This window comes from Bifidobacterium goeldii (assembly GCF_003951095.1).
GTDB classification, from domain to species: domain Bacteria; phylum Actinomycetota; class Actinomycetes; order Actinomycetales; family Bifidobacteriaceae; genus Bifidobacterium; species Bifidobacterium goeldii.
This window is the reverse complement of the sequence record NZ_QXGL01000003.1, coordinates 179,450-198,030: the sequence shown is the minus strand read 5'-3', so window position 1 is coordinate 198,030 and position 18,581 is coordinate 179,450. Positions and strand designations below refer to the sequence as shown.

Sequence of the window (18,581 nt, the reverse complement as noted above, 5' to 3'; positions counted from 1 at the left end):
TGCAACAGCACCCGGCCAGGAGCGTTCACGATTGCATCGTGATGGGCGCGAGGGGCGACGGGTACGAATCATATGCGTGTGTTCCTTGGGTTGAGATTACCGGCCTAGCCTCGCGGCTATGGCGTTGCCGATCGTGCCACGCGATGCAATAGGCGGCGTGGGCCGGAAATATTATGCCATGACGCTATGCCATGACATTGTGCCATGCGTTTATGTTGCACCGTGGCGGATTCGTGCGCCATATGATCGGCAGGCGCTACGATGGACGTAGCTTGGACGGCGATCTGTCGGGCGACGATTTGCCGGGCGCGATATCCAAGGGTATCCAAGGAGGGATGATGGGCGCATTCGCTGATGTGACGTTTTCGACGGTGCGATTCAAGGAAGGCTACGATATCGGCGCGGTGGACGGTTTTCTTGCGCGGATCGACGCCGGAGCAGTGACCGCCGACGAGGTCGAGCATGCCATCTTCCCCACCGTGCGATTCCATACCGGCTACGACGTGGATGAAGTGGATGACTATCTCGACACCGTGGTCGCGCGGCTACGCGGTTCCGCTGACAGGCAGACTCCCGCACAGACTCCGATCGCGCGCGCAACGGGCGAGCGCGAGCAGAGCGGTCAATCAACCGCCGATCGCGCTGGCTCTGGCAATTCCGCCTCTGACTCCGATCCTGTCATCTTCTTCCAGTAAAGTCCGAGTGCTTTCAACCATCCAGATCTAGGCCATCAGCCGTTCAGCTTACGCCATCAGCCGTTCGGCGAGCGCGCGGAATTGTGCGCCGAAACCATCCGTGCGCAACGATCCATCAGCGTCGAGTACGGCGGGGCGGCCGCCCTCCCCCGCTTCGCGCAGTGCTGGGTCGAGCGGCAGCTGAGCCATCAGCGGCACGTCATAGCCGAGCGCTGCAGTCAACTGTTCAGACACGCGCTGGCCACCGCCTTCGCCGAAGATGTGCAGCTTCTCGCCTTTGTGTTCGTACCAGCTCATGTTCTCCACTACGCCGCGCACTTTCATCGGCACTTGTAGAGCAACCAGACCAGAGCGCACAGCCACATCAGAAGCGCTTGGCTGCGGAGTGGTGATGACCACAAGCTCCGCATTTGGTAGTGCTTGCGCTACTGAGATCGCCATGTCACCAGTACCGGGAGCCAAATCAAGCAGCAGCACGTCTGGCTGCCCCCACCACACGTCCGCAAGGAACTGTTCCAGCGAGCGCTGCAAGCGTGGTCCACGCCACAGAATCGCACGGTCGGCACCGGCGAACATGCCGATTGAAATGAGCTTGACGCCCCAAGCGGTTACCGGCATCAGCATGCCGTTCAGATTCGTCGGCTGCGTGTGTACGCCGAATAGTTTCGGCAGGGAGAAACCGTAAATATCGGCGTCAATTGCAGCCGTATCGTAGCCGAGCGCCGCAAATGTGGCGGCCAAGTTTGCAGTCACTGACGATTTGCCAACGCCACCCTTGCCGGATGCGATGGCAAAAATACGCGTTTTCACGCCCGGCTTGTTGAATGGGTTTTGCTTACGTTCAGCTTTGAGGTCAGCAACAAGGTCAGCGAGCTTGTCGCGGCTCATTGACGTTACTTCAATATGCGGCGTGAGATTGGCTCCCGGGTAGGAGGCAACTGCACCGTTGATCTGGTTCGTGATCGTTTCGCTTAAGGGGCAACCTTCAACAGTGAGTTCAACCTGTACGGTTACATCGTAGGCGTTGGCGTTATCCGCGATAGGAGTGGCGTGGATCGCGGCGATCATGCCCAAGTCGGTAACAGATCGTCCAAGCTCAGGGTCGATAACCCTGCTCAGCCGGTCGTAAATGTCCGCTTCGATCTGCCGAGTGTCCACAGTGTTTGCGCTGCCTGCGTCTGCTGTCATACGTCATCCTCCTTATTGCCGCGTACTAGCCTAGCGTGAAGCGGCGCGGAGTGCTAGAGGCAATCGCAGCCAGGTGAGCGGATGCACACAGGATCTCCGTCAGGCGGGATGATGCTGACGCAGTGAGGCGCCATCTGATAGTGTTGAAAACGTTATCACCACATCGGCCGCGTGGGAGCCGCCATGATCGCGTTAGATCTCATCATTTGTCTGCTGCTCTCGGTGGGGCTGAGAATCTACCGACGGTTCAGTCGCAGCGATTACGAACGCATCCTGCGTTATACCGGGCAGCGGATCAAGAACAACAGCACCGATGCGGATGTGACTATGCCGCTCATCGTACAATGGCATGATCTGGCTGCGAGCGCGCATAATGCGCTTGTCGATCTGACGATTGCCATCGAACGAACCGTTATTCTTTCCGGCATGATCGTGTTTCTCGGCGCGATCATCGTCACCTGCGATCTCGCGCCCGGTGTCATCGTCTGGCTGGTGACCATCATGATGTTGCTGTTGGGTACCATCGCATGGCAGCTCGCCAAATATATACCGTTGTTTACCGAAGCAAAAGCGATGCTCGCCGAGTTTCCTGTGCCGGCAGTACTGCTTGAGGATTTCGCGCGATGGGATACGCGGTGGGATAATCCAGCACAGACTGCGGATGTCAATTCATCGCCATTCACAGCTGATAATGACGCTAATGCTGGCCAACGTACGAGTTACCAGCCACTCTCCCGCCATCGGCTCGCCGCACGCCGCGCATTAACGCACTCGAGTCTGCGCTGGCGGGACAAGCCAATCACCGCTCGTATTGGCACCATACTGCTGATGCTCGTGTGCGTGCTTCTCCTAGGATTGTGCGCATTGTGTTTAGCGGCCGGTTTTATGTTCGGGGTTGATCACGGTTGGCACGAGCTTCAGCCAGTTGAGCGCGGCTGGCAAATGATGGCGCTCGGCGTAGGATTCGGGTTTGCCGCATGGCTGGTATGGTGGCGAGCTCGATCACTGCTGTCGAATATGCCACGATTGCGGCTCAGGTGGCAGGCGGATTGGCGACTAGCTGGACTGCAATTCAGTGATTTCCGCCATCGTCTCGCTTATGTGCCGTCCCCATTGGACCATACATTGCGACTCGACCCCGCTGACGCTAACCAACTGGCAATGGATGATCCACTGCGCGATCTGACTTTTGAGGTCTCGCCGCTGGGCTTACTCACACAAATCAATGGCGATCCAGTACTGCACAATACGCGCGTGTACCTCATGGAAGAGCATTGGATGCAACAATCACGCATGATGTATGCCGCGATGACCAACACGTACATGCTGGTCTGGGAATCGTTTGCGCTCACCGTCAGTGAACCTGGCCTCGAGCCGCGCGTAACGTTGCATCCTAACCGCTGCTGGATGATCCCATATGGGATCACGCGTCGTGATGACAATAGCGACACGCTTGTTATCGAAGGCGTTCGAGCACACAAGCCGTTCCGCATCCGGTTGCGTATTGAGGAGGAAGAGACGCGATAGCGCTTATTGCGCTACAGTGCCGGTTTCCAGGAGCTGCGCGAATTGGGATTCGTTGAGCATGGGAATACCAAGTTCTTCAGCTTTAGCAGCCTTACTACCAGCATTCTCGCCAACAACCACCCAATCGGTTTTCTTGCTTACCGAGCCAGCAGCTTTACCACCGCGCGCAATAATCGCCTCTTTTGCAGAGTCACGCGAGTAGCCTTCCAACGATCCAGTCACCACAACCGTCTTACCAGCCAAGGTTTGCGGCAGGTCGCTCACCTCAGCAGCAGCCACGCCCACACCAGCACGCTTCCACGCGTCAAGCACAGCACCACGCCAATTGCCCGGCTCGCGAGCTTGCGTAAACCAGTTCACTACTGATTCAGCAATCTCCGGTCCAATACCGTCAATAGCTGACAGTTCTTCCGCATTCGCATGCTCAATCGCGTCAAGCGAGCCAAACGTAGACGCAATCAGACGCGCCGTAGGCGGGCCCAGCCGGCGAATCGACAAGGCGACCAGCACACGCCACAAATCTGCGTGACGAGCCTTATCCATTTCGTCAAACATTTTGCGCGTATTCTCACCCGGGCGAACAATAACCGGCACATCGGTTACGCCTGTGCGCGTGGTTTTGTGGTCAACGCGCACCACAACCGCGTCAGCCGGCACATCATAATCGGGATATGCAGTCATCTGCGCTGTAGTTGCCGCCTCATCTACTGCCTCATCTCGCTGAGCAATCTGACGAGCCGTCAGCTTTTTCGCCGCAGTCGGCGCTGTCCAAAACGCTGGTACTTGATGCCATAAGCCTGAACCGCCGATACGCTTACGCGTGCGCTTCTTCTTACCATTTGCATCAGTCGTCTCGTGAAGCTCAATAATGGCTGCTTCACGCCACACGCGCACGTCACGCAAATCCGCAGCAGTCAAATCAAACAAGCCAGCTTCCGAAGCCAGTACTGGCGTTTGCACAGGCGGCAATTCCAGCCCGATAGTCGGCTCATACGGTTCTGGTTCCTGACCAGGCTTCACCACAATTTCTGTAATATTCGGCGCATACGTTGCCACTGAATCCGGGCGATTTTCCTCCGGATTGGTAAGCGCAATCGCCGACTGGTCGCCCAAATGCTCAATATCGAATGCTTTGCGCGAAGCCAAATTGATAATGCGCTCGGTCAGCTGTGCTGGGCAGCTTTCCACATTCGGGCAACGAATGTCCTTATCGCCTTCTTTCGCCGGGGCGAGCTTTGCTCCGCACGATGGGCATGTTGATGGCATAACAAACTCGCGCAGCGACGATTCGCGACCGCGACGGCGTTCCAGCACTGGGCCAACTAGCTCAGGAATCACATCGCCTGCCTTGCGCACTACCACTGTGTCGCCAATCAGCACGCCTTTACGCTTCACTTCTGAAGGATTATGCAACGTCGTGCGCGCCACCGTAGAACCGGCCACATACACCGGTTTCAAAATCGCCACTGGCGTTACGCGGCCAGTGCGACCAACCTGCACTGTGATATCAAGCAGCTCAGTGTTCACTTCTTCCGGCGGGTATTTGTAAGCAATCGCCCAGCGTGGTGCGCGCGATGTGGCACCCAGCGCACGCTGCAAACCCAAATCGTCCACTTTGACCACGATGCCATCAAGCGCATGCTCAATATCACCGCGATGCTCACCGTAGTAGTCAATCATGTCAAGAATTTCTTGGAACGACGATACCGTGCGGTTATGCGGCGAGACCGGCACACCCCACTTGGTATACAGTTCGTATGCCTCCGACTGATCGTTGATCACGTCATGCGAACCGGCCGCACGCCCAGCACCCCAACGCAACGTACCAATGCCATGCGCGTAAAAACTTAACCGTCGCGTGGCCGTAATACGCGGGTCTTTCTGACGCAACGAACCCGCAGCAGCGTTGCGCGGATTAGCAAACGGGGCGCGCCCGGCATCTTCCTGTTCAGCGTTCAGAGCGCGGAAATCATCCCAGCGCATGAACACTTCGCCACGAATTTCTACGAATTCAGGAATATCTTCAGCAGGGCCGCCAAGGTTTGCGGGAATCGAACTAATCGTGCGCACGTTAAGCGTAATATCTTCGCCCGTTACGCCATCGCCACGCGTGAGCCCCTGTTCGAGCACACCGTTGCGGTATATCAAATTCAGTGCAAGACCATCGATTTTTACTTCGCAGCTCATCGGCAGCGGCTTGGATTCAGGCCAGTCGAGATCGCGAATAACACTGTCATACCAGTCGCGCAATTCTTCGATCGAGAACACATCATCCAAGCTCATCATGCGCGAAGGATGGCGTACTGACGCAAAATCGTTCGAAAATGTGCCGCCAACGCGATGCGTGGGGCTTTGCGGCGAATCAAGCTGCGGGAACGCTGCTTCGAGACGCTGCAAACAGCGCAGGCGCGCATCATACGCGGCATCAGAGGAGACTGGCGAATCGTCAATATAGTAAGCAATTTGATCAGATTCTACCCATGCGGCAACGCGCGCCCACAAGCGGGCTGCGGTTTCAGCATTCAACGCAGTGACATCAAATCGATCAAGACGCAGCGCGTCATCATCAGTTGGTGTCAGCGCCGCAATCCACTGCTCACTGCCGGGGGTCAGTTGCGCAATCGGAGCATCAGCGGACGGCTCTGGCGTGGGGTTCAACGGCGTATCCGCCGCGCTGTCTGGAGCATCAAAATCCCATGCGAGCTGCTGCGTTGACGATGACGTTGCGCTACCCATATTGCTCCTCTGTTCTTGATCTGCGATTGAGCATCGAGATTGAATAGTACTGTGCTACGAGTTTAGCGAGCGCACGAACTGCGCTTGTACCATGTCGAATCCACTATTGTCCGTTTCATTCATGCGTGCTGCCGCCATCGACAGTGTGCGTGCCGGCACAAACATGCCATTATCCACGCATACGCGAGCTGCATCGCGCACAATAGCAGCAACTTCGGTATGCGGCCAGACTGGCAGATCATGCTCAATGAGCACTTGTGCCGCCTCATCCACATCACCGGGCACCGGAATGCATTGCGATTCAGCGCGTGCCACGAGTTCGCGTAATTCTCCATCCAATGCAGTGATTTGCCCGGGGGCAATATGCTCGCTCATAATGTACGCGGCAACTGCCACATCGAACTCGTCACGCATCCACTCCGCGTATGCGAAACGATAGTAGGTGAACGCCGCATCATCACGGTCGAGAGCCACGCGCAACGCGTTCAAGCATGCTGCGCGCGCTGAATCCCAATCCTCTCGGCGCGCAAGCTGGATAGCCAGTCGCATATGGGAAAGTGGGTAGGCTGGCGCATAGGAAACCATTGCGTTCAAATGCTTCAACGCGCCCTTTGGGCCGTCGAGTTGCGCACGCAATTCTGCCAATTCGGTGTGCGCGTAGAACATGTTATCGGGAATAAGCACCGTATGCTCGCCGGGGGTCGCGAACAAACGGTTGTACACCACACGTTCCGCGTACGAGTTGAAATAACGCGGCACACCCGGATTATCGGCAAAAATAGCATCCATGCGGTCGAGCACAGTTTCTAGAGTCTGCGCAGCCTGCTGAGCTTGGCCAGAGAACAGCATATCGCGAGCTTTGGCGCGCTCACGGTCAAGTTCATCAGACAGTTGGAATACAAAATCAGGCGTATCTTCACCGTCGATCAGCGCACGCGTTACTTGCGTGGACAATCCGGTCAGTTCAGGGTCAGCGATGCGCTGGATGACATCCATGGCCTGCTGAGCTTTTTCAACAGACGGCTTCGTACTGTCGGCAGCAAGACGATGGAATTCGTCAATGCCGCGCTGCAGCAAGTCAGCACGCTGAATAGACAAGCCAATCGCGTCACTCGTGCCAAGAACGCGAGCCACCGATGGGCTGAGCTGCTTATCAGACAGTTCCGGCTCCTCCTGAGAGCCTGTTGGCGAGAAACGCGCGTCGCGCAGATCAAACTTGGTACCCGATGGTACGAATCCTCCTTGCTGATCGAGAACTAGCGCGGCATCGAACATCTCATACGTGTCTTGCGGGTGGCGCAATGCATCAGCGTTCAGTCGTGCCAGTAATGCGTCACGCGTAAACGTCACGGTAACCAGGTTGCGTACGCGAGGATTGCGGCGTAACGCGCTCAACGGGTCAGCAGCGTCTGCATCGTGAACCGTATCCTCATCCATGGCACCAAGCATGCTGTCGTCAGCTGGCATATCGCCAAGTTCAGCATCATCAGCCGCGCCAGTATCGTCAGCTTGTTCATCACTGGAGTCCTGCGCGCTGCCAAAGTCTGGCAGGTCAAGGCCTTCCAAATCAACGTCTTTGACAAGATCAGCAAAACGACGGTCCACTGACTGTTCGTCATCGCTAACCTGCTGCTCACTCGGCATGCTCTGCTGCGCGCTCGAGTGTGCTTGTGCTGATTGTGATGATGGTGATGACTGCGCTGACTGCGCTGTTGAGCTGCTCTGTTCCGCGGAATCAACTGGCTCAGACTGCTCCGGCAACGGCGTAGGCGTTCCCGTCGGGTCGCCATGAATATCGCCATCCTTAGGAGCCGCAGCATCAGCATCGCCCATGTGGAGACGTTCAAACGAACGCAATGTGTCGCTCAGCATTGCAGCAATCGCACTATCTTGTTCAGCAACAGCCTCTTCAAGACCAATCGAATCGAGTCGTATGCTCACTTCTCGAATATGCGAATCAGCACCAAATGCGAGCGCGGCAAGCATCAAGCCGACGCGTAGGTTGTAGTCAGTGCTCATCGCAACGCGTTCAGCATCGGAGAGTTGTACCCAATCGTGCGTGCGCTCATCGTATCGACTCATCGGCATCATTGTTTTGCCGGCAGCAGTAAACGCGATTGCTGCTAACCCACCAGACAGGTTCGTACGCAGTTCCAAATCAAAACGGTATGGCAACCGCAGTCGGCGTATGAGGAGCGACAGGGTCTGCCGGTACAACCATTCGGAGTCTCCTGCATGGTTATGTTCGCCGATCGGGTCTGGATTGCTTTCAGCCATGAGCTGAGCGGTGGCGCGTGCTTGATCAAGCAGGTGTGCGATTGGTGCCGAACCATCATCGTGCAGTACGTCGATGGCTGGCATGTCGCTGTCTTTCCATGGCAATGCCAGCAATGCAGGATTGGCAATCAGTGCTAGATCAATTTGGGCTGCTTGTGCGCGAGTAACCGTATCTTCCGTAGGACCGGTACCCGTGCGCGCGCACCGTTCGAGCCACGCGCTTACTGAGGCAAAACGGTTGAGATTGCCTTCAATGCGCAATGATTTGAGCGCTGCGGAAAACTCGAGGCCTGCATCCCACGCGAAGAAGTAGCCGCCTGAATAGCTTGACGTGTACAAATGTAATGGTTCAGCACCATGTTTTGGTTCGAGAGCGGGCGTGATGTCTAATGCGCCAGCTTCGTTCATCAGATCAGCGAAATGGTCTTCGAGCCCGGAGGCACGCAACCCGTGGGCGCGTGCTTCGAGAGTGTCGCGCACACTGCGGCGAATGGCACCGATCGGCGCTTCGCGGTTCAGTCTGCGGAAAATATTGCCTGAACCAAAACCGAGCAAGAGTCCGCTCATTTGCGGCAGCATGTATGCGGCAAGGAATCCAATAGTAATCGCATCACGGTATTCAAGATCGTGACGCATATTGTCAGGCAGCTTCGCGCGCAACTGTTCCAACGTGTATCGATTGTCATGCTTGAGCCAAGAGGCGAGCCAGCTCATGCGGCCAGTAGTATCACGGCCAACGATGCCACCTTGAATAACATGCACGGTAGTGTCAGTGTGCCGGTGGCCTAAACGCGGGCCGTCAGCAATCGTTAACTCATCTTCTTTCACGAACATGAATCGTGGGTCAAGACCATGCGTATCAAGTTCAGGGTCGGTGGTGACGAACACGCGGCCTTTGCCATCGGCGAGCGCAATCTGAGCGAACCGATCGCGTGCAGTAAACAGGCCGATCGAGAAGGTCATGCCTGCATTGGATGGCAATTGTGCCCAGCCGAGTGATAAACCTTCAGGCACGCCAGGCATTGACGCGTATGCGCGGCGCTTGGTGAGTGGGGTGAGCGCAATAGCATGTTCGGACAGTGCGTGCAGCACGGTGTCTGGATCGGAGGATGTTTGCGCCGCATCCATTGCCTGTGCAAAAGGATTCGTCGGCATGCCTTGCTGGCCGCCTTGGCTATCTGCGCGCCCGGTACGGCTTGCACTGTCAGTACTGTCGATGTGACCGACGCTAGCATCACGGCTCGCGTTGCGGCCTGCGCCGAGCACAGCATCTCGCGCGCGTTGCAAGGCTTGAGTGAGTCGACGGAAGGGGTCGGATCCTGCAAATGGTGAGCGATGCGATGCGTTTCGAGACATGGCTCACATTGTTCCAATCCAACACGACATGAAGCCTATAGAATAATGACGTGAGTTCTTCTACCCCCCGATTGTCGCTGCAACGATCGCTGCCCGGCCTGCTTGTTGCACTTGTGCTGATTCTGCTCATCGAATGTGTGGGCTTTAATCTGCCGTTTTGGACAACGCTTGGCGCAAGCACGGATTCTGCAGCCGCATTGAACACAATGGGTGCGGGGTTGAAGCGTGACCGTTACGGCATGCTGGAAGTTACTGATCCGACGGCCGCGTGGCTTGAAGTGAAAGCGGATGGCACGTCTGCGTACGCGCGTATTGACGTGTCAAACATGCCTAATGCAGCTCATGCTGATGTGCAGCCTACAACGGCTGTGTTAGTGCGCGCTGATAGCGATACTGCAGTTGGTAAGACCGTGTTTGTTTCCACACAGTCACCGCGTTCGTTGTATTTCAAAGCTCCTGCATCGTTGTCAATTCGCTTGTGGATTGAGGAGCCGATTGGCTCGCATATACCATTTCATGCCGTGCGTGCTAATGTGCGTGTCCCGTTTGATTTCAGCTGGGAGCGCGTAGCAGCAATGGCTCTCTTTGTGCTTTTAGTAGCATTATGGCGGCCAGGATCGCGCTTGTGGAAGGTGCCGTTAGACCCGTCGAGCCGCTGGCAGCGCGCATCATTGGTGGCATTGATGATTCCGTTCGCTGTCTGTACTGCTATTACGGTGTTTTGGCAGGCTGCTGGCGCTTCTCCGCTCGTGTTTTCCAGCCCGCACGGATACGTGTACGATTTCGACCAATATGATCATGTTGCTCAAGCGCTGCTCAATGGTCATGTGTGGCTTGACTTGCCAGTACCGCAACAGTTAGCACAAGCTGATTTGCCGCATGATACGGCGGTACGCAGCCAATTGTTAGCTGATGGTGTTACCCCAATTTATTGGGATTACGCGTTTTATAACGGTCATTGGTATTCGTATTTTGGCGTACTGCCAGCAGTGTTGCTTTTTATGCCATACCGTGCGATTACCTCGCTGTGGGTTGATGGCGGTTTACTGCTGCCGGCAAGCGTATCCGTGCTGATTACGATGTTTGGTTTTCTAGTATTTGGCTCGCTGCTGGTATTGCGCTTGATTCGCCGCATGTTCCCGAATGTGTCGGTGGCGGCAGCCTCATTGGCCGTAACACTGTTTGTGTTCGGATCAAACTCGTGTTACTTGTGGTTCCGCACGAATTTCTATTCAGTACCAGTTGCAGCGTCGATGATGTTTACTGCATTAGGCTTGTGGCTGTGGCTGGGAGCAACACCTGGCCGTTTTCCGAAGCCGGGCGCGCATGTTGGCAGTTGGGTTGTTGATGGCGCGCAACCGTTGTCATTACGTCATCTTGCTGGTGGCGCATTGTGTATTGCTGCCAATTTTGGATGCCGCCCAACGTTCACATTGGCGGCTTTGCTTGGGTTTCCCCTGTTCTGGCCGCAAATCACATCGCTGGTTGCCGGGTTGAAAGCGCGTACGATTCCGTGGCGGCGTGCGTTACGCGCACCGGCTGCCGTGTTGGTACCAGCACTCGTGGTTGTAGCTCCTCTCATGGCGTACAATCATGCGCGATTTGGCTCAGTGTTTGATTTTGGTAACAACTATCAGATGACCGTTACTGATATGACGCGTTTTACGCAGCCGATGGCGAACTTCATGCCAACGATGATCTATTACTTATTCATACCGTTGCGCACGATCAACACGTTCCCGTATATCGGTACTTCCACGGTTGTATTTCGCGAATGGGGCTATTTCGAGCCGATGGTGGGCGGCTTATTTATTACCTGCCCACTGCTGTTGTTGGCGCTGGCAGTTCCTTTCCTGCATAAGCGACTGCGCGCTACTGGGTACTGGCCAACATTGATCACTATGCTCGCTCTCGCCTTGCTGCTCATGGTGTTTGATGGCAAGACAGCCGGACTGGGTTGGCGTTACATGTGTGATTTTGCTTGGATGGTCTCGCTTGCCGCAATCCCTGTCATGGTCATGGTGTTGCAACCGGCAACGTTGTCATCGTCGATGACTCACGCGCCGCGTGTGCGGACCGTAGTCGCAGTGCGATGTATCCGCGCCGCAATTGTGCTGGTAATGTTGGCAACGATTGTGCTGCTGATACTTACGTGTTTTGTGGTGGGGCGTAGCGATGCGCTGATGAATAATCTTCCGTCACTGTACGCTACCGTGTCAGCTTGGTTCCGCTTGTAGCGCGCCTGCACAGTTGCGCAGTTCCACGCGACTGCGACACGGCGTATCCGATTAGCGCACACTCGCAATACCTCAATATCGTGTTTTCAGGGGTTTTCCAGCGTTTTGCCACGTCTTATGAGGCGAACATGCTGCAAATTTCATAGAGGGGTAGCCCGATAATGGAAATGTTGCATAATTCACCCGTTATTCACTTACAGAACCCTTGACAATAGGAAAGACAACGTCATGCAATCGTCTACTCCCCTGCGCTCAGCAACCCGTACACGTTTCATTAAGATTGCCGCTGCGGTCATTGCGGTACTCGTTGCTCTTGGCGCCTGCTTCATTACTGGCGATGATGTGATCGCGAGCATCAAAGAAAATCGTATCAAGCGTCTCAACGCGCAAATCGAAAGGTATATACCACTGCCTACCAGCAGGCGGCTGACGAAAAGCTCGCACAACAGCGCGATGCAAAAACTCGCACCATCGACGATATTTTCACTACTGAAAATCCGTACGGTACTAACACCACGTCACTGTACGTGTACTTCAACACTGATGCCGCTACCAAAGTCAGCTACACCGTGCACGCAGAAGGCTACCCTGATTTCACTGCTACTGCCGCACAAGACAATGAATATCAGACTGAGCATGAGTTTCTTGTGTTGGGCTTGATTCCTCAAGTCAAGAACACCATCACGCTGACTGTTACTGATGAAAACGGTACCAAGACAACGCGCACTATCACGCACACTGGTGCGAAGCTGCTCGGCGTGGAAGAAGTGCAGCTTGAGCAGACGAAGCAGCCTGATGACGCAACTTCGCTGGGCGATGGCTTGTACGCGATTCTTGGCAACGATAGCAATGAGCAGGACTTCATGTACTACTACGACACCAATGGTGTACTGCGTGGCGAAGTGCCGGTGAAGTATTATCGCTCGCACCGACTGCTCTTCGACGACAATGGTTTGATGTGGTTCTCTGCTTCCACGCACACGATGGTTGGCATGAACCGTCTCGGCAAGCTGGAAAAGATCTACGATCTAAGCGATGACTTTATTCTCCACCACGATTACGCGCTCGATTCGGACGGCAATATCGTGCTGCTTGCCACCGATCTGAGCCGTTCGGACCACGCGGTGCAAGATCAGGTCGTGAAACTCGATACGACTACTGGCAAAACGACCTTGCTGCTTGACTTTGGTGACATGTTCCCCGATTACAAGCAGTCTACTGATCATTCTGGTATTGACGAATCTGACCCGACTGCGAAGAACCGTTGGGATTGGCTGCATTGCAATACGATTCAGTTGCTGCCTGATGGTTCTGCACTGTTCTCCGCGCGCGAGACTTCTACGATCATTAAGGTGAATGATCTTGAAGGTACGCCAACGCTTGACTATATGATTGGCGAGACTTCCGTGTGGGATGGCACGTCATATCAAGCTTCGTTCTTGACGAAGGATGGCGACTTTGGCGATACTGGCGGCCAGCATTCGATCACGTATGTAGCTGACGACTCGCTGCCTGACGGCCAGTACTACCTCTACATGTTCGACAATAACTTCGGTTATGCGATGACTCGTCCTGACTTTGATTGGACGGTCATTGACGGTATTTCGACCGCGCAGTCCAGCAAGGATAAGAATTCCAACTCGCAGTATCGCAAGTATGTGGTGGATGAGAATGCTGGCACGTATACCGAGGTGACGAACTTCGATGTGCCATATTCTCCGTATGTGAGCTCCGCGCAAGATTTGAGCGATGACAAGATTCTTGTTGGCACTGGTATGCAAGGCGTTTTCGGCGTGTATGACGAAAGCGGTGACCTGCTTGCCCAGTACAAGATGAAGCTCAACACCGCTTACATCTACCGCGTGTACCAATACAACTTCAAGGGCTTCTACTTCGCGTAACGCCCCCTCTTGTGACGCGGAGCGTGACCGGGAGCGAATCGGGTACCATGACCAGATTCCTAAACCGTTGAAAAATAAGGGTTTTGCATAATCAACGATTGGTCACAACCGCTCCCGGTCACGCTCCGCGTCACGGTGCTCATCCCATGCCGCACTACACTAAGCGGTATGGGATTTTTTCATGCGCTGTTTGGTAAGGCACCCGAGCGGGCTTCGCAGGTTACATTCTCACTTGAGTCAGCTGGTCATACCTATACGGACGGCAATGTGGGGCTTACTGCTACCACGTTGACGATCACTCCTGAAGACCGCCGAGTAGCAGTGATCGGTTTGAACGGCGCTGGCAAAACAACACTGCTCAAACTGCTCGATGGAGCGCTTGCTGCCACGACCGGCTCGGTACGTATTCAAGCTGGCGACGATACGCTTGATCCAGCGGTGAAGCGCGATCGTAAACGCGTGGAGGATATCGTTGGCCGTGTGCGCCGCGAGGAAATCCCCGAATCGTATTATCGTGCTGCGACGATTCTTGAAGCGATTGAAGAACCGCTGAAGCGTCACAAAGTGCCTGAAGCAGAACGGCAGGCCATTATTGGTAATCTGTTCGCTCATTTTGGGATGAATCCTGTAGCACATCAGCCGGCGAGCGCATTAGACGGTGAGAAGCGGCATCTGTTAGCGATTGCGAGCGCATTGAGCTTCTCCCCCGCGGCGATTGTCGCCGATGAGCCGACGAAAGGTCTTGACGAGGTTGGTTCCGCGCATGTAGCCAAAGCGCTGTTCGGTTACGATAAGCCCGTGATTTTTGCCACGCATGATGTGGATTTGATTCAGCGGCCGCAGTATGACATTACGCGCACGCTGGTTGTTGATGATCATCACATCGTCTTCGATGGTGCTCCTGCCGAAGCCGCCGCGTTTTACAACGATCTCATTCGCCGGCGCTACGAAGAAGCAAAGCAGCTCGGCAACGCGTAACCATCGCATATCCGATTGTTTGCAGCTGTATGCAGCTCTACAATGACTTGTCTGCAAGAGTACTCCGCGGATGCGGTAGCCTCGGCTCCCTCGGCTAGGCCGAGCCGTTAAGAAAACAGTCCAGTGGACTGTTTTTAGGCGAGGAGCGAGCGATAGTGAGCCAGCAAACAGTCAGCCGTCAGGCTGTCCGTAATTGCAGGACGCTGGCAGCCGCAGGCTGACTGAGGGAGCGTTCAATCAGCTCAACTCACACCACAATCAAATGTCGTGCATACCCGATGTCATTGATCAGCCGATCAGCGCAGCGACAGTATCGAGTACTACGCGCACATTACGCTCGAATTCATCCGGCTCAGGCAATAGTGAGATTGCCAAATACCCGTTTGACGTCATATCGAAGAAGTAGCCGGGCTGACCGCTGACACCATGCCGTTTGATCATGGCGAGTACGAGCTCATTCTCATCGATAACGCTCGGTACGCGTAGCAGAACATTCCAACCGCCTTCTGCGCGCAACACCGAAACAACACCGAGTTCGTCAGCGTCGAGCAGCCGGTGCAATGCGGCAAGGTTGCCACGCACACGCTCTTGTACGCGCGCGGTTTGTTGAGGCGCGTCAGCGAGCAGGTCAGGAATAATACGCGCAATAATGTCGCTCATCGGCAAATAATCGTCAGCAATAACATCAAGCCGTCGCTGCGCCTCAGTCACATCATCATCTGGTCCGGAAACTTGAATCCAGCCAACTTTCGCGTGTGGAGCAGCAAGCATCTTGGAAAAGCCATCCAGCGCGAACGTGAGCACACCAGTTTCTCCAGCGATGCGCGCATTGTTGTCGAACGGTTCAAGCGTGTAATCGTAGAACACCTCATCGGCGATAATGGCCACATCGTGTTCACGGCACAAGTTGACAATGGCAGCACGTTCACTGGGCTTGACGTACGAGCCGGTGGGATTATTCGGATTGATGAGCACAAGCGCGCGAATACGGCCGCCGTCTGGAGCGTTCAACAGTTCACGCAATTGTGCGACATCGATCATCCATGAGCCGTCGAAGCATAATTGATATTCAACAGTGTCCACGCATTCGAGTCGCGCGATCGACTCGATGAGCGGATAGCCTGGTTTGGGAGCAAGCACAGCATCACCGGCGTCGCACAGCAGTTTGATCAGCCAAGAGTATGCCTGCGATGTGGAACTGAGCACATACAGTCGATCTGGATTGACCGACGATGCTCCTTGTTCGGTCAAGAATGCGGCTAACGCCTCGCGAGCAGCACGAGGCCCACGCGGATCAGCGGTGTAGACTTCCGGCACCAATGCCGGAGCTAATCCATGCCGAGTAGGGTTGGAATCGTTGAGTTTACCGAGCGTTATACCGTCACGCTTGCACTGAGCTTCGGCTGCGGCAATCGGATTCGGAGCGCTAATGTCAACTCTGGAAGAAAAACGCATGACTGTTACCCTACTCGACTCCCCCGATTCACGCCTACACATGCAAAAACCCTCTGTGCGAACCAATACAGCACTGGCTCACACAGAGGGTTTTTGCAATAAAACTACTATCAGGCCTTGGTAGTCGCGTAATATGCGGCGCCAATAATGCCAGCCTCGTTACGCAGCTTGGCGGGCACAATCGGGGTCTTAATATCAACGTACGGCAGGAACTTGTCGCTCTGACGGCTCACGCCACCGCCAACCACGAACAGGTCAGGGTTGAAGTACTTCTCCATGAGTCCGTAGTACTTGGTCAGGCGCTTTGCCCACTTCTTGTAGCCAAGTTCCTTCTGCTCGCGCACACCAGAAGACGCCCACTTTTCAGCGTCAAGGTGCTTTTCATCGAGAATAATGTGGCCCAGCTCAGTGTTCGGAATCAGCGCACCGTTGTAGATCAGCGCGGTACCAATACCAGTGCCCAGCGTAGTGGCGATAACCAAGCCCTCCTGGCCCTTAGCAGCACCGAACTGCTGCTCTGCCAAGCCGGCAGCGTCAGCATCGTTGACTACAACGATCGGGCGGCCGCATGCTTCAGACAGTGCTTCAGTAATATCCACGCCAACCCAAGACTGATCAAGGTTTGCAATCCATTCAAGCTTCTGACCAGGCTTAACCGGTGCAGGGAAGGCAACACCAACCGGCACGTTGGCTGGCACATCGAAATGCTCGAGCTGCTGGCGTACGATCTCGCCCACAGCCTGCGGGGTGGAAACCTCCGGGGTGAGGATCTTCAGTCGCGGTTCAGCGAACTCGCCCTTCTCAAGATCAACCGGCGCCGCCTTAATACCAGAGCCGCCGATGTCCACACCAAACGCCTGAGCTGTTGCAATCATCCTTGACCTCCCTTGTTTGCGCGCAGCGCGGGTCGCGCAACCACGCTTGTAATCTATCGATCGGTACCCGCATTGTATAACGAATCCGACTGTGCGCATGCCCCCGGTCCCGTATACGGGCGCGCTACGAGGGCGCGCGGCGGTCGCCACCGTCGGCTCACAGTGGGATAATCGGGCGCATGGCAGAACATACGCAACTGATTGACGCTATTGATATTCGTACCGCGGTGCGCGCTTATGATGCTGAACCGATCGATGATGATACGGCTCGCCAACTGGCAATGACGCTTGACGCGGTGAACACACTCGCCGGCTTGCACATGCAATTGCTGTGCGATAAGCCGGATGTGTTTGCTGAGGCGAATGCGTCTGGGCACTTGAAGCATGCAGCGAACTTGATCGCCATTGTTGGCCCCGCAAACGACACCGAGGCTAAGGAGCGCGCGGGTTTTTATGCTGAGCGTGTGGTACTTGCCGCCACGTTGCGCGGCTTGGGCACGCTGTGGGTTGCTGGCAGTTGGGATCGTGAGGCGGCGGCGAAGCATTGCCGTATCGCGCGTGGTGAGGAACTGTATTTGGGTGTGGTGATTGGTTACCCGGAGCATCATGCCGAGCATTTGTCGAAATCGTTTGAGGAGCTGGCTGAATATCAGCGCACGCATCGACCAACCAAATCGTTTGAACAGTTTACTGCTGGCATGAGTGACGCTGCGCGAGCAGCCGCGCCGGACTGGTTCCGCGCTGGTGTTGAGGCAGCGATGAAAGCGCCGAGTGCGATGAACCGTCAGCCGATCACGTTCACATATAACCCTAATGCTGATACAGCGGCTGCGCATATTGACACTACTGCCGGTGATGAGCATTGGGCACTGAACGACCTAGGTATCGCGAAACTGCATTTCCAGATCGGTGCTGGCCAAGGTGACTGGGCGTGGGGTGATGGCGGCCTGTTCTTGCATAAGTAAACACAGCTTGGTTTGTGAGAGCTGACATCTGCCAACACTGACATTCACCAACACCGACCGCTATGTGAACAGTATTGTTCGCATAGCGGTTTTTGTTGTGGGCTGTCTGGCGACTAGCCAATACCCAGTCAGCATCCTGTCAGCGTCCTGTCAACGTCCAATCAATGTCCATATATCGGCCGATGGCGAAACTGGTGCTTGCGCAAATCCAGACCATCGCGTATACCTAAGTTCGTCAGTTTCAGGGAAGGTGCAATTCCTTACTGGCGGTAACGGTACGGCCGACGTTCATAACGGCCTCATATCGAAGCCCGCGACCCGCGTATGCGGCTGATCCGGTGAGAATCCGGAGCCAACGGTTATAGTCCGGATGGAAGAAACGGAGCTCACT

General features: G+C 55.2%; 10 protein-coding genes, 1 pseudogene and 1 riboswitch. Of the genes and pseudogenes, 6 read left to right on the top strand and 5 right to left on the bottom strand.

What is annotated here, in order from left to right; genetic code table 11:
- Positions 1-242: 242 nt before the first annotated feature.
- The gene (locus D2E25_RS05915; RefSeq protein WP_164514741.1) at positions 243-695 is read left to right on the top strand and encodes a DivIVA domain-containing protein; all 453 of its coding nucleotides are present in this window, start codon (positions 243-245) and stop codon (positions 693-695) included.
- Positions 696-743: 48 nt separating this feature from the next.
- Here D2E25_RS05915 and D2E25_RS05910 read toward each other — a convergent pair whose 3' ends face one another.
- On the bottom strand, positions 744-1,883 hold the full coding sequence (locus D2E25_RS05910) for an Mrp/NBP35 family ATP-binding protein (RefSeq protein WP_125980795.1): 1,140 nt from the start codon (positions 1,881-1,883) through the stop codon (positions 744-746).
- 183 nt (positions 1,884-2,066) lie between these two features.
- Here D2E25_RS05910 and D2E25_RS05905 point away from each other — a divergent pair, with 183 nt between their 5' ends.
- Positions 2,067-3,410 (top strand): hypothetical protein, encoded by a 1,344-nt coding sequence (locus D2E25_RS05905; protein WP_125980793.1) that lies wholly within the window; start codon positions 2,067-2,069, stop codon positions 3,408-3,410.
- Positions 3,411-3,413: 3 nt separating this feature from the next.
- Here the strand turns inward: D2E25_RS05905 and ligA are convergent, their stop codons facing one another.
- Positions 3,414-6,146: an NAD-dependent DNA ligase LigA gene (ligA, locus tag D2E25_RS05900; protein WP_125980792.1), complete on the bottom strand. Its 2,733-nt coding sequence runs from the start codon at positions 6,144-6,146 to the stop codon at positions 3,414-3,416.
- Between the two features lie 54 nt (positions 6,147-6,200).
- Positions 6,201-9,779: a tetratricopeptide repeat protein gene (locus tag D2E25_RS05895; RefSeq protein WP_420897329.1), complete on the bottom strand. Its 3,579-nt coding sequence runs from the start codon at positions 9,777-9,779 to the stop codon at positions 6,201-6,203.
- 50 nt (positions 9,780-9,829) lie between these two features.
- On the opposite strand from D2E25_RS05895, the gene D2E25_RS05890 reads away from it, so the two are divergent.
- The 3 genes and pseudogenes from D2E25_RS05890 (at position 9,830) to D2E25_RS05880 (ending at position 14,895) form a co-directional block, all read left to right on the top strand.
- On the top strand, positions 9,830-12,016 hold the full coding sequence (locus D2E25_RS05890) for a glycosyltransferase (RefSeq protein ID WP_241217050.1): 2,187 nt from the start codon (positions 9,830-9,832) through the stop codon (positions 12,014-12,016).
- A gap of 246 nt (positions 12,017-12,262) precedes the next feature.
- Positions 12,263-13,917: pseudogene (locus tag D2E25_RS05885) on the top strand (aryl-sulfate sulfotransferase).
- A 168-nt stretch (positions 13,918-14,085) separates the two neighbouring features.
- Positions 14,086-14,895, top strand: coding sequence for an ATP-binding cassette domain-containing protein (locus D2E25_RS05880; RefSeq protein WP_125980790.1), 810 nt, complete (start codon positions 14,086-14,088; stop codon positions 14,893-14,895).
- Between the two features lie 288 nt (positions 14,896-15,183).
- Here D2E25_RS05880 and D2E25_RS05875 read toward each other — a convergent pair whose 3' ends face one another.
- Both D2E25_RS05875 and ppgK read right to left on the bottom strand, forming a co-directional pair.
- Positions 15,184-16,350 carry a pyridoxal phosphate-dependent aminotransferase gene (locus D2E25_RS05875; protein WP_125980788.1) on the bottom strand — a complete coding sequence of 389 codons (1,167 nt, stop codon included), beginning with the start codon at positions 16,348-16,350 and terminating at the stop codon, positions 15,184-15,186.
- Between the two features lie 110 nt (positions 16,351-16,460).
- Positions 16,461-17,225, bottom strand: a complete 765-nt coding sequence (gene ppgK / locus D2E25_RS05870; RefSeq protein WP_125980786.1) for a polyphosphate--glucose phosphotransferase — start codon at positions 17,223-17,225, stop codon at positions 16,461-16,463.
- A 179-nt stretch (positions 17,226-17,404) separates the two neighbouring features.
- On the opposite strand from ppgK, the gene D2E25_RS05865 reads away from it, so the two are divergent.
- The gene (locus D2E25_RS05865; protein WP_125980784.1) at positions 17,405-18,190 is read left to right on the top strand and encodes a nitroreductase family protein; all 786 of its coding nucleotides are present in this window, start codon (positions 17,405-17,407) and stop codon (positions 18,188-18,190) included.
- 233 nt (positions 18,191-18,423) lie between these two features.
- Positions 18,424-18,576, top strand: a riboswitch (FMN riboswitch).
- The last annotated feature ends 5 nt before the right edge of the window (positions 18,577-18,581 follow it).